The sequence below is a fragment of the Stenotrophomonas pictorum JCM 9942 genome, from assembly GCF_001310775.1.
GTDB lineage: Bacteria > Pseudomonadota > Gammaproteobacteria > Xanthomonadales > Xanthomonadaceae > Stenotrophomonas > Stenotrophomonas pictorum.
In genome coordinates this window covers 1-12,037 of record NZ_BAZI01000053.1, presented here as the reverse complement: position 1 = coordinate 12,037, position 12,037 = coordinate 1, and the positions used below count along the sequence as shown (strand labels likewise).

11 protein-coding genes and 2 pseudogenes are annotated in these 12,037 nt (G+C 65.2%); 3 read left to right on the top strand and 10 right to left on the bottom strand.

Going from position 1 to position 12,037, the window contains the following annotated elements; translation table 11 throughout:
• From JCM9942_RS04970 to JCM9942_RS04945, 6 genes and pseudogenes are all read right to left on the bottom strand, one after another.
• Positions 1-791: TPM domain-containing protein (locus JCM9942_RS04970; RefSeq protein ID WP_083468416.1), on the bottom strand; the 791-nt coding region annotated here is incomplete at its 3' end.
• A 10-nt stretch (positions 792-801) separates the two neighbouring features.
• Positions 802-1,434, bottom strand: a complete 633-nt coding sequence (locus tag JCM9942_RS04965; RefSeq protein WP_054658090.1) for a LemA family protein — start codon at positions 1,432-1,434, stop codon at positions 802-804.
• Positions 1,435-1,583: 149 nt separating this feature from the next.
• Positions 1,584-2,333: a TerC family protein gene (locus JCM9942_RS04960; protein ID WP_054658088.1), complete on the bottom strand. Its 750-nt coding sequence runs from the start codon at positions 2,331-2,333 to the stop codon at positions 1,584-1,586.
• A gap of 54 nt (positions 2,334-2,387) precedes the next feature.
• Positions 2,388-2,767 (bottom strand): annotated as a pseudogene (locus tag JCM9942_RS04955) (diacylglycerol kinase).
• Between the two features lie 144 nt (positions 2,768-2,911).
• A complete protein-coding gene (locus JCM9942_RS04950) occupies positions 2,912-4,186 on the bottom strand; it encodes a sensor histidine kinase (protein ID WP_054658086.1) in 1,275 nt (424 codons plus the stop codon).
• Between the two features lie 141 nt (positions 4,187-4,327).
• Entirely contained in the window at positions 4,328-5,050 is a 723-nt protein-coding gene (locus JCM9942_RS04945; RefSeq protein WP_054658084.1) for a response regulator transcription factor, read from the bottom strand.
• 176 nt (positions 5,051-5,226) lie between these two features.
• Between JCM9942_RS04945 and JCM9942_RS04940 the strand changes: the two genes are divergently transcribed.
• Positions 5,227-5,580 carry a DMT family protein gene (locus JCM9942_RS04940; RefSeq protein WP_054658082.1) on the top strand — a complete coding sequence of 118 codons (354 nt, stop codon included), beginning with the start codon at positions 5,227-5,229 and terminating at the stop codon, positions 5,578-5,580.
• Between the two features lie 52 nt (positions 5,581-5,632).
• Here JCM9942_RS04940 and JCM9942_RS04935 read toward each other — a convergent pair whose 3' ends face one another.
• The 4 genes and pseudogenes from JCM9942_RS04935 to JCM9942_RS04920 form a co-directional block, all read right to left on the bottom strand.
• A complete protein-coding gene (locus JCM9942_RS04935) occupies positions 5,633-6,565 on the bottom strand; it encodes a DUF6607 family protein (RefSeq protein WP_054658080.1) in 933 nt (310 codons plus the stop codon).
• 116 nt (positions 6,566-6,681) lie between these two features.
• Positions 6,682-8,864: pseudogene (locus tag JCM9942_RS04930) on the bottom strand (TonB-dependent hemoglobin/transferrin/lactoferrin family receptor).
• A gap of 147 nt (positions 8,865-9,011) precedes the next feature.
• Positions 9,012-9,206, bottom strand: coding sequence for a hemin uptake protein HemP (hemP, locus tag JCM9942_RS04925; protein WP_054658092.1), 195 nt, complete (start codon positions 9,204-9,206; stop codon positions 9,012-9,014).
• Positions 9,207-9,357: 151 nt separating this feature from the next.
• Positions 9,358-10,329: a potassium channel beta subunit family protein gene (locus JCM9942_RS04920; protein WP_054658078.1), complete on the bottom strand. Its 972-nt coding sequence runs from the start codon at positions 10,327-10,329 to the stop codon at positions 9,358-9,360.
• A gap of 201 nt (positions 10,330-10,530) precedes the next feature.
• Here JCM9942_RS04920 and JCM9942_RS04915 point away from each other — a divergent pair, with 201 nt between their 5' ends.
• Both JCM9942_RS04915 and JCM9942_RS04910 read left to right on the top strand, forming a co-directional pair.
• Positions 10,531-11,826 (top strand): NupC/NupG family nucleoside CNT transporter, encoded by a 1,296-nt coding sequence (locus tag JCM9942_RS04915; protein WP_054658076.1) that lies wholly within the window; start codon positions 10,531-10,533, stop codon positions 11,824-11,826.
• 29 nt (positions 11,827-11,855) lie between these two features.
• Positions 11,856-12,037: PfkB family carbohydrate kinase (locus JCM9942_RS04910; RefSeq protein WP_256202304.1), on the top strand; the 182-nt coding region annotated here is incomplete at its 3' end.

Below are 12,037 nucleotides of genomic sequence, written 5' to 3'. Positions count from 1 at the left end.
CCACCTCCGCCCCAACCGCCACCGCTGGCGAAACCGCCGCCGGACGTCTTGCCGAAGGACAGCAACAGCGCGGCCACGGCGGCGATACCGCCGCCGAGCATCGACAACAGCACCCAGCCAATACCACCGGCCACCAGGCCCGCTGCCAGCCCACGCGCCGGACGCGGCAGTCGGGAGAGCAACAGCCGCATGAAACCTGCCGCAAAGACGCCGATCATGATCGCGAAGAAGAAGGTCTGATCGCCATTGCCCTCCTCGTTGTTGCGGTTGCTGGCCACCGGCGCCGGCAGCGCCTCGCCCTCGATCAGCCCCACCAGTACCGCCGTGGCGGCGGTAATACCGCCGGCATAATCGTCCTGGCGGAAATGCGGCACCAGATACTCCTGGATCACCCGGTTGGCGATGGCGTCGGGAATGGCCCCCTCCAGCCCGTAGCCCGGCTCGATCCGCACCCTCCGGTCATCCCTGGCCACCACCAGCAGCACCCCATCGTCCACGCCCTTGCGGCCGATGGCCCACTGGTCGAACACCCGGGTGGTGTACTGGGCGATATCCTCCGGCTGGGTGGTCGGCACGATCAGCACCTGCAGCTGGCTGCCCTTGCGTTGCTGCAGGGCCAAGGCCTGCTGCTCGAGCGCCTGCTTCTGTGCCATATCCAGAGTGCCGGTGGTATCGACCACCGGCGAATCCAGCGGCGGAATCGGCGCCAGTTGCTGGGCCGGCAACGCGCCCGCCCAACCCAGGCCAAGCAGGCATAGCAACAGGCCAAAGCGCTGCAGCAATGCGCTCATCGCGCGCGGCTCACTGTGCCGATGCGGGCTGCGGCGGCGTCTGCTGCGGCGCAGCCGGCTGGGTGCCGAAGTTCACCGCCGGCGGCTGTGCGATCTGCGCCTCGTTCTCGACCGTGAAATTGGGTTTGGCCTTGTAACCGAACAGCTTGGCGGTGATCACCTGCGGGAACGAGCGGATGAACGTGTTGTAGTCCTGCACCAGCTGGATATAGCGGCCACGGGCCACGGTGATGCGGTTCTCGGTGCCTTCCAGCTGCGCCTGCAGGTCGCGGAAGTTCTGGTCGGACTTCAGCGTCGGGTAGTTCTCGCTGACCACCAGCAGCCGCGACAGCGCGCTGCCCAGTTCACCTTGCGCCTGCTGGAACTGCTTGAGCGAATCGGCGTCATCGGCATTGACCTGGATCTGCCCGACCTTGGCACGGGCATTGGTAACCTCGGTCAGCACCTGCCGTTCCTGCTGGGCATAACCCTGCACGGTGTTGACCAGGTTGGGAATCAGGTCGGCGCGACGCTTGTACTGGTTCACCACCTCGGACCAGCCGGCCGTGACCGCCTCGTCCTTCTGCTGGATGGCGTTGTAGCCACACCCGGAAATCGAGATCGCCGCGACGACAAGCAACATCAGGCGGAGGTACTGGCGCATGGTCGGATCCTTTGACGGCAGGAGCGCCGAGCATGCCACGGCCGGTGTTCAGCGTGTGCATACGGAAAAGGCCGGCAATGCCGGCCTCTCCGCTCCCTCTTCCGGCCAGTTGGCGGCGAGGGCGATCCTGTCCGGGCTATGCCGGAGACTTACCAGCTGTCCGCGCCCGGCACGTGATGGGCCTTGGCGTTGCGGCGCATCAGCAGGTTCAGCCACTCCACCAGCACCGAGAAACCCATCGCCGCGTAGATGTAGGGCTTGGGCACGTGCACGTCCAGGCCATCCAGCACCAGCACCGCACCGACCAGCAGGATGAAGGCCAGCGCCAGCAGCTTCACGGTCGGATTGGCGTCGATGAAGCGGCCCAGCGGATTGGCCGCCAGCAGCATCACCGCCACCGCCAGCAGCACCGCGCAGACCATCACCGGAATGTGGTCGGCAATGCCCACGGCGGTGATCACCGAATCCAGCGAGAACACGATGTCGATCACCGCGATCTGCGCGATCACCATGCCGAACGTGGCCGACGCCTTGGTGGTCGTCGGGTCGGCATCCTCACCGCCGCTGACCAGCTCGCGGATTTCGGCCACGCCCTTGTAGAGCAGGAACAGGCCACCAATGATCAACACCAGATCCCGGATGGAAATGCCCATCCCGGCAATGTTGAACAGGTTGTTCTCCATATGCGCCAGGAACGCCAGCGACACCAGCAGCAGGATGCGGGTGACGCACGCCACCGCGATACCGACGCGACGGGCCAGCGGACGCTTTTCTTCGGGCAGACGGCCGACCGCAATGGAGATGAACACCAGGTTGTCGATGCCGAGCACGATTTCCAGTGCGCTGAGCATGAACAGGGTGACCCAGACGTTCGGGTCGGCAAGAAGCTCAAAAGACATGCAGAAAATCCTTCAATAAAGCCATAGCGTCACCGCCGCCCGGCGGATGACTTGTCAGAAAAGACGGGGCACCAGGATCAGGCCCCAGCACAGCAGCACATTCATCATCAGCACGAACACGGCCGCCGATCCCATGTCCTTGGCGCGTCCGGCGAGCACGTGATACTCCGGGCCATAGCGCTCGATCACCGCCTCGATGGCCGAGTTGGCCAGCTCCATGGCGATGACCAGCAACATCGAGCCGACCAGCAGCGCGCGCTCCACCGGCGTCTGGCCCAGCCACAGCGCCAGCGGCGCCAGCACCACGAACAGGCACACTTCCAGGCGGAACGAGGATTCATGCATCCAGCTGCGCACAGCCCCTGCCAGGACCACTTGGCCGCCTTCAGGATACGGGCCGGACCACGGGGCATATGCCCGATCCCATCAGCCATGAGAGCCAGCTCCCGCCGCGCGGCGGCCGACGGACTGCAGAAAAGAAGAGTGCATCACAGCGGGAGCACCGATGTATGTGGATGGCGACCGCGCATTCTGCCACAAGCTTCCGGGCACTTCCCGGGAACCGCCGGCCGGCGCTGTCAGCCGAAGTGGACGGTAGCCGTGGTGCCCTGCCCCGGCGCGCTTTCCAGTTCGATCCGCCAGCCGAAGCGCTCGCACAGCCGGCGCACGATCGACAGCCCCAGCCCGGTCCCCAGCGGACGGGCCGGCTCAGCCCGGAAGAACGGCTCGAACACCCGCGCCAGGCTCTCTTCCGTCATGCCGATGCCGCTGTCGCGCACCACCACCCGGTCATTGCCCACTTCCACCGCGATCGTGCCGGTATCGGTATAGGCGCAGGCATTGCGCAGCAGGTTGCTGACGACAACATGCATCACCCGCGGTGGCGCCAGCAGCAGGTGGTTGTTGCCCACCACTTCCAGCGTCAGCTCGACCGGTCGCCCGGCCAGCATTTCACGGGCGTTATTGACTTCATAACGGACGATATCGGCCACATCGAACCATTCGGCCTGCGGCTCGATATCGGCCTCGCGCGCCAGGATAAGGAAAGCGTCGATCACCGCTTCCATATCACGCCCGGCCCGCTGGATACGGCCCAGACTGCGCTGCAGGCGTGGATCCAGCTCCGGCGTACTCAGCGCCATGTCGCTGGCCATGCGGATCACGGTCAGCGGGGTACGCAGTTCATGGCTGGCGTCGCGGGTGAAGTTCCGCTCGCGGGCGACATGCTGCCCCACCCGGCTGGCCAGCGAATGCAGCGCGGCCGCCAGCTGGCGGGCTTCGCCCTGCACATCGGCCGGCAGCCGCTCCGCCGCCAGTTCGCTGGCATCGGGGTACCGCGGATCCCATTGCGACACCCGCCGCGCCAGCCAGTTGACCGGCGAGACGATCCGCCACGAGGCGCGGTAGGTCAGCCACGACGCGCCGTAGATCCCCAGCAAGGTGATCAATACCGGGACCACGCCAAACCAGAACGCGGCCCGCTGCGCCTGCGAGCGCAGGAACACCAGGTACAGCCGTCCGGCCGGGCGTTGATCGACCAGCACCAGCTGGTCGGCCGCCTTCAGCTCATGGAAGCCGGGTTCCAGCGGGCGCAGGTCCTTGGGCAGGCTCAGACTCGACTGCCCGGTTTCCAGCAGGTAACCGCGGATATTGCGCGTGTTGGGCGGCGGCTGCACCGGCGAGGCCTCGTGCAGCTGCCAGTAGTAATCGGCCTCTTCCTGCAGCACGACATGGACCAGTCCGTGCTTGATGACCAGCGACACCAGATAGCCGCCCAGCAGCACCGCCAGACTGGCCAGCAGTGCCTGCACGATAAAAGCGATCCTGATCTTGCGCGGCAATCCGTGCGCCATTACGGCTCCTGCCGCGAAACGTCGCGACTACCGCCATCGACGGTACTTCCCGGCCGTAACAGAGCACCGGCAAACGCTGTCGCACACGGGGTGCGACAGCCATTCCTGGTTGCCACTACACGTCCCTCTGCCACCCGCCGGTCAACTCATCGGCTGGGCGATGTCGGCGATGCGGTAGCCGGCGCTCTGCACGGTGTGCAGCAGCGGATGGTCGAAAGGCTTGTCGATGATCTTGCGCAGGTTGTACAGGTGGCTGCGCAGGGTATCCGAATCGGGCAGGCCGTTGCCCCAGATCTCCCGCTCGATCTCCTGCCGGGTGACCACCCGCGGCGACTCGCGCATCAGGATGGTGAGCAACCGCAGGCCGATCGGCGACAGCTGCAGTTCGCTGCCGGCGCGGGTGGCGCGGGTGGCGCGCATGCTGACCGGGTCCAGCACCAGGTCGGCGACCTTCAACACCTCGGCCCCGACCTGGCGGCGCTCGCGGCGGATCAGTGCCCGCAGCCGTGCTTCCAGCTCCTGGATCGCAAAGGGTTTGGTCAGATAGTCATCGGCACCGTAGCCCAGCCCGGTGAGCTTGTCGTCCAGCGTGTCGCGGGCGGTCAGCATCAGCACCGGCGTGGATTTGCGCGCTTCATTGCGCAATTTGCGGCAGACCTCGATGCCGTCCAGACGCGGCAGCATCAGATCCAGAACCACCACGTCGTAACTGTTCTCAGCCGCCAGCCGGTAGCCGTCCAGGCCATCGACCGCGTAATCCACTTCGAACCCTTTGCTTTCCAGGTACTCGCCGATCATTTCGGAAATATTGCGGTTGTCCTCGACGACCAGCACCAACCCGGACGATTCCTTTGTCTGTCGCATGGAGCCTCCTAATCTTCAGCTTTGTGAAACATGCCGCATCCGGAGTAGAAAGCGTGTGAAGACCGCCGCAATTCGTGATCACGAAGGTCGCCGGGACCGGAATTCTGTCCGCGATCAGGCACTCCAGGACCGTGCGACCGCCCTATGCTGTGGACCCCCGCCACGCTCAGCGCCCTATGCCCGGCATGCCGATCACCGCCTATCTGTACCCCGTCCTGCTGCTGGTCGCCAGCAACGTCTTCATGACGGTGGCCTGGTACGGCCATCTGAAATTCAAATCGGCGCCGCTGATGACGGTGATCCTGGTCAGCTGGGGTATCGCCTTCTTCGAGTACTGCCTGCAGGTGCCCGGCAACCGCCTGGGCAGCGCGGTGTATTCGGCGCCGCAGCTCAAGGGCATGCAGGAGGTGATCACGCTGGTGGTGTTTGCAGTGTTCTCGGCCACCTATCTGGACCAGCCGCTGAAGTGGAACCACTGGGCGGCCTTCGCGCTCATCGTGGTGGCGGCGCTACTGATGTTCAAGGAATAGCGCCACCACGCTGCCTGACAGGGAAAGGCCCCGCAGTGCGGGGCCCTCCGGATTACTTGATCGACGCCGGCTCAACGAACCGGGCGAATACCGTATCGATCTTCGCCTCATCCACCGCCGCCCCGCCCTGCACGGCCTCGGCCTGTTCGAACAGCGGGATGATCATCGCCATGCCATCGAGTTGTGTTTTCAGATGTACGCCCGAGGCCCTGCCCAGCCATCCCTCCCAGCGCTGGCGCACCTGCGCCCAGAATCCGGCCGTCGCGCTCCAGTAATTGCGAGCGGGGGAGAAATCGACCTCGCTGGTTTTCAGGTAGTCGTTGAAGCCGAATTCGCGGGCGATCTCCACCTGGCGGCCATCGGCATTGCGCTGCACCTTGGTGTTGAACTGCTCATGGGTCCAGCCACCCGGCGTGAGCGTGTGCCGGTTGATCACCACCAGCGCGTTGTAATCGCTGCGCCGGGTGTATTCGCGACGTGGCAGCGGCCGCCAGCTCAGGTCGCTGGTCCAGGTCGGCACGTTGTTGGCGTAGCTCCACCGGCCGGTGCCGCAGTAACGCGGCGCGTCGCTGACCTCGTACACGCACTGGGTCCAGGCGCCTTTGTTGACCGCCGCCGGAATCGTGCGCACCACCCAGGTCTGCTCGGCGCTGAACTCGAAACGGGTGGCCGCCTCATAGACCCAGTCCTGCCGCCAATGCTTGGTGACGTGGCCGCTTTTCCCATCCACCAGCAGATGCTGCAACACGATGCGCTGCGGGCTGTCTTCCACCACGATCACCACCTCGTTGCCACCACTGCGCATGGCCGGGGCGCGCTCGTAGCCGGGTTTGAGCAGCACGGTTTCATCGAAGGCGAAATCCACCGTGTATTCGCCCTGCATCGCCAGGATGCTGGCGCGATCACGCGCGGTGTCCACGGACTGGGCGCTGGCTGCGCCGCTGCTGGCCAACAGCAGCAACGCGCCGGCGGAAAGCAATTTCATGTGTCGTTCCTTTGTGAGGGGTAGCAGAAAGAGAGGGGCCATCCGTGGCCGGGAGAGATCCGTTTGCCGCGGTACCGCGCGCACTACTGCGTGCCGGCGGTATCAGCGCAGCGAAATCACCAGGAAAGCGCCAGGCTGGCCGACACCGTGCGGCCGGGATGGGTGTAGCGATCCAGCACCGGGCTGTTGCCGGCCAGATTGGCGGTGATGCCCGACCAGTCGATGTACTTGCGGTCACCCAGGTTGAACACACCGACATTCACCTTCGCACCGGGCGCGAACTCCCAGTGCGCCATCAGATCCAGCACGCCGTAGCCGCCGGGGCGGTAGGCCGTGGCGCTGGCGATACGGTCCTTGCGGCGCGCGAAGGTACCGGCCAGCTCCATCCCCCACGCATCGCGGTCGTACATCAGCCCGACGCTGCCGCGCAGCGGATCGATCGAGTCCAGCGGCACGTCCTCGGTGCGGTTGTCACCGCGTGACAACGCCACCGCGCTGCGCAGCGACCAGCCTTCCAGCGCGTTGGACAGTTCGCCGAAATCCACCCCGGCCTTCATTTCCGCACCGTAGATCCGCGCATCGGCGATGTTCTGCGACTGGAACACCATCAGCCCCTGGGCGTTGTCACCGACATACCGCTGCGATTCGATGAAGTCGCGGTAGTAGTTGTAGTAGCCGCTCACGCTGACGTAGGCCGTCGGCGCGATGAAGCGCAGCCCCAGCTCCACGCCGTCGCTGGTTTCCGGCTTCAGTTCCGGATTGGGGATGGCGGTGTAGCCGAACATCACGTTGGTGAAACCCAGATTGACGTCGTTGTACGGCGGCGAACGAAAGCCGTGCGAATAGCCGGCAAACAGCGACCACTGCTCGTCAAAGCGCCAGACCGCACCGAACTTCGGCGACACACTGGTCTTGGTCAGCGAGGCCACCGCCATGCCCGGGTTGTCAGCGGCGAAAATCGCATCCAGTTCCGGCTTGAGCCGGTAGTGATCCACGCGGATGCCCGGCACCAGCGACAGCCGCCCGTCGGCCAGACGCATCTCATCCTGGGCGTACAGTCCCAGCTCGGTGGTCTTGCTGACCGGGAAGTCGCGCACCGGGAACACGTCCGGCAGGATCGTGCTGCTCACCGTGCCATTGACCAGCACCTGGAAGCCATCGCGCTTCTGGCGTATTTCGGTCCATGCGCCATCCAAGCCCCAGGTCAGCGCATGCGCCACGCGGCCGGTCTCGAAAGACTTGTCCAGCAACGCCTGCAGACCGTAGACACGCTGGTCGAAATTGAACTGGCGATGGCGGCGGCTGCCATTGGCGCGCTGCTCGTTGGTGACCTGCGTGGTCTCACTGTCCTGGCGATACAGCTGCCAGCGCAGGCTGTCGGCCAACGCGCTGTCGAGCGCATCCATCTCATGGGCGAACGCCACCCGCGCGCGGGTCTGCGTGTCATGCGCGGTCATGCCGGTGGTCGTGGTGCGATCGATCGCCGAATACACATCGGTATCGGTGCGGTCCTCGTTGCCTTCCACGGTCAGGCGGAACCGCTGGTTCTGGTCGTGGGCATAGACCAGCTTGGACAGTACGCTGCGGCCATCGCGCTGCTGCGGGTTGGCGGCGGTGCGGGTGTTGTCACGGCTACGCAGCTCGCCCTGGTTGGCGGTGTCCTGGCCTTGCCGGTGGTTGACGTTGACCATGCCGCTCCAGCGCCCGCCACCGAACGCGGTAGTCGCACTGCCGAGCAGGCCCTGCCAGTCGCCGTCATAGCCGAACTTCAGACCGACGTAACTGCCTTTGCCTTCGCCCAGATAGTCGGCCGGGTCCTTGGTGACGAACGCGACCACCCCGCCCAGTGCATCGGAGCCGTACAGCGAGCTGGCCGGCCCGCGCACGATCTCCACCCGCTTGAGGTTTCCAGATCGGTGAAATCGCGGTTGGCATTGGCGAAGCTGCCGATGTTGAAGCTCTTCGGCATGGCGATGCCGTCGGTCTGGATCAGCACGCGGTTGCTGTCCAGGCCGCGGATACGGAAGCCGCCCAGTCCGAACCGGGTCACGCTGCGGGTTACCGAAATGCCCGGCTCGTAGCGGACCAGATCGCGGATGTCGTGCACCAGCTGGTTGTCCAGCTGTTCGCGGTCGATCACATCGACCGTGGCGGCGACATCACTGACCGCCCGCGCGGTCCGGGTGGCGGTGACCTGGACGCGGTCGAAATCACGCACATCGGCCGAGGTGGCGGTTTCAGCGTGCGCAGGAGACAACACCGCCCACAGGGCGGCGCTCAGAACAGTTGGACGGATCATGGGTGCCTGGAATCAATCGAAGGAACAGAGCCCGCGGACACAGCAACCGGGTTGCCGAAGCAGGCCGGTGGTGGCCAAGGGAGAGGGGTCGATTCAGGCGGGCATGGCACCAGGACAGGCGCCGGCTGGCAGGAGCGTGCTGCGGAATTACTTGGTCAGGATCAGCTTGTCATTGCTGGTATGGCGCAGACGGTAGAACGTGTCGCCATGCTGGATCAGGATTTCGCGCTGCCCCTTGAGCAGGGCGCCGCTGTCCAGGATTCCTTCACCGGACATCAGCTGGACAGGGCGTTGCGGCAGATGCAGCGTGCGGGAGCGGAGCAGGACAGGTTGGGCGGACATCATCGTGATTCCGTGCTGGGGACGGAGTTTATGATAATGATTCTCAATATCAATGCAAGCATTGACGAGCGACCTCCTCCATCCCGCCCGACCTGCAGCCCTCAGCAGCGGCGTGCGCCCATCTCGCGCACGGCCCGCCGCCTGACGGGCCTCAGGCAAAGGCCGCCTCGATCTTTTTCCAGGCCGCATCCTCCACCCGTGCGACCACATCCAGCGCGCGCAGGTTCTCCTCCAGCTGGCTGACCCGGCTGGCGCCAAGGATCACGCTGGACACGTTGGGATTGCGCAGGCACCAGGCGATGGCCAGCTGGGCCGGCGACTCGCCCAGCTCTGCGGCCACCGCGGTGAAACGCCGGACCTTGCCCAACCGGTCCTCAGCCGGATCACCGAGTACGGCCGCCTGCAACCAGTCCATCGACGAGGTCGCCAGACGGCTGTCGGCGCCGATACCGTCGTTGTACTTGCCGGTCAGCAGGCCCGACGCCAGCGGCGACCAGATCGTGGTACCCAGCCCGGCGTCGCTGTACAACGGCGCGTATTCCTCCTCCACCCGCGTGCGATGCAGCAGGTTGTACTGCGGCTGCTCCATCATCGGCGCATACAGATGATGGGCGCGGGCGAAGGCCACCGCCTCGGCGATCTGCGCCGCCGACCACTCCGAGGTGCCCCAGTACAGCACCTTGCCCTGGCGGATCAGGGTGTCCATGGCCAGCACGGTTTCGCCGATCGGCGTGTCCGGATCCGGGCGATGACAGTAGTACAGGTCCAGATACTCCACGTGCAGGCGTTTGAGCGCGGCGTGGCAGGCGTCGATGACATGCTTGCGCGAGAGCCCGCGCTGCAGGGGATTGGGCGAGGGCACCGCGCCGAAGAACACCTTGCTGGAGACGCAATAGCCATCGCGCGGCAGGCGGAGGTCGCCGATCACATCGCCCATCACCTCCTCGGCGCGTCCCTGGGCGTAGACCTCGGCGTTGTCGAAAAAATTGACCCCGTTGTCCCACGCCGCCGCGATCAGGTTGCGGGCCTCGCTGCGCCCGATCTGGCCACCGAAAGTGACCCAGGCCCCGAACGACAGGGCGGAAAGCTGCAGGCCGGACGAGCCGAGACGACGGTATTGCATGGCGGACTCCTGGGATTTCTGGCGCACCAACCGGCGCGAACGGCCCAGAGTGTAACGGGCCGCGGATACCAGGCCAGGCCGCGAACCTTGCCGAGATCGGCGCAATCGCCGCAATTGCAGGTGCATGCCCTGTTAATTCTTGCCCGACATAGGCCGCTGCTCTAGGCTTGCGTCTTTTGCGGGCACGCCCGGGGATTACTCATGGTCGAAGGTTTTGGCAGGATCGGCTTCGGCCTGTTCGGCCTGGCGGTGCTTCTGGGCATCACCTGGCTGTTTTCCAACAACAAGAAAGCGGTGGACTGGAGGCTGGTGGCCACCGGTATCTCGTTGCAGGTGGCCTTTGCCGCACTGGTGCTGCTGGTTCCCGGCGGCCGTGACGTGTTCGACTGGCTGGGCCAGGGCTTCGTCAAGATCCTGAGTTTCGTCAATGAAGGCTCCAGCTTCATCTTCGGCAGCCTGATGGATGTGCCCAAGTACGGCTTCATCTTCGCCTTCCAGGTGCTGCCCACGATCATCTTCTTCTCCGCGCTGATGGGCGTGATGTACCACCTGGGCGTGATGCAGGCCATCGTCAAGGCCATGGCCTGGGCCATCACCAAGATCATGCGCGTGTCCGGCGCCGAGACCACCAGCGTCTGCGCCAGTGTGTTCATCGGCCAGACCGAAGCGCCGCTGACCGTGCGCCCGTACATCTCCAAGATGACCCAGTCCGAACTGATCACGATGATGATCGGCGGCATGGCGCACATCGCCGGCGGTGTGCTGGCCGCCTACGTGGGCATGCTGGGCGCGGGCGATCCGGCGGCGCAGGCGTTCTACGCCAAACACCTGCTGGCCGCCTCGATCATGGCCGCCCCGGCCACGCTGGTGATCGCCAAGGTGCTGATCCCGGAAACCGGCACCCCGCTGACCCGGGGCACGGTGAAGATGGAAGTGGAGAAGACCTCTTCCAACATCATCGACGCCGCCGCCGGTGCGGGCGATGGCCTGCGTCTGGCGCTGAACATCGGCGCGATGCTGCTGGCCTTCATCGCCCTGATCGCGCTGCTCAACGCGCCACTGACCTGGGTCGGTGAAGTCACCGGTCTGGCCCAGATGATCGGCAAGCCGACCAACCTGTCCACGATCTTCGGCTACGTGCTGGCGCCGATCGCCTGGGTGATCGGCACCCCGTGGGCCGATGCCACTACGGTCGGGTCGCTGATCGGCCAGAAGCTGGTGATCAACGAGTTCGTGGCCTATCTGGAGCTGTCGGAAATCATCAAGGGCAACGTCGCTGGCGTGGTCCTGAGTGACGAAGGCCGCCTGATCGCCACCTACGCGCTGTGCGGTTTCGCCAACTTCAGCTCGATCGCCATCCAGATCGGCGGTATCGGCGGACTGGCCCCGGAGCGTCGCCAGGACCTGGCCAAGTTCGGCCTGCGCGCCGTGCTCGGTGGCACCATCGCCACTTTGATGACGGCCACCATCGCCGGCGTGCTGACCCATTTCGGCTGATCCCCAGCCACTTTCGAGATATGGATTCCATGAGTTCTGTAGTTGTTGCCGGTTCCTTCAATGTCGACCACGTCTGGCGCTGCGATGCCCTGCCCGCGCCAGGGGCGACCATTGCCGGCCGTTACAGTACCGGTCCCGGCGGCAAGGGTTTCAACCAGGCCGTTGCCGCGTGCCGTTCCGGCGCGGACACCCACTTTGTCTGCGCCTTGGG

Coding starts and splice junctions, on each gene's coding strand:
- JCM9942_RS04965 (WP_054658090.1), bottom strand. CDS start 1,434: ATGCGCCAGTACCTCCGCCTGATGTTGCTTGTCGTCGCGGCGATCTCG.
- JCM9942_RS04960 (WP_054658088.1), bottom strand. CDS start 2,333: ATGTCTTTTGAGCTTCTTGCCGACCCGAACGTCTGGGTCACCCTGTTC.
- JCM9942_RS04950 (WP_054658086.1), bottom strand. CDS start 4,186: ATGGCGCACGGATTGCCGCGCAAGATCAGGATCGCTTTTATCGTGCAG.
- JCM9942_RS04945 (WP_054658084.1), bottom strand. CDS start 5,050: ATGCGACAGACAAAGGAATCGTCCGGGTTGGTGCTGGTCGTCGAGGAC.
- JCM9942_RS04940 (WP_054658082.1), top strand. CDS start 5,227: ATGCCCGGCATGCCGATCACCGCCTATCTGTACCCCGTCCTGCTGCTG.
- JCM9942_RS04935 (WP_054658080.1), bottom strand. CDS start 6,565: ATGAAATTGCTTTCCGCCGGCGCGTTGCTGCTGTTGGCCAGCAGCGGC.
- hemP (WP_054658092.1), bottom strand. CDS start 9,206: ATGTCCGCCCAACCTGTCCTGCTCCGCTCCCGCACGCTGCATCTGCCG.
- JCM9942_RS04920 (WP_054658078.1), bottom strand. CDS start 10,329: ATGCAATACCGTCGTCTCGGCTCGTCCGGCCTGCAGCTTTCCGCCCTG.
- JCM9942_RS04915 (WP_054658076.1), top strand. CDS start 10,531: ATGGTCGAAGGTTTTGGCAGGATCGGCTTCGGCCTGTTCGGCCTGGCG.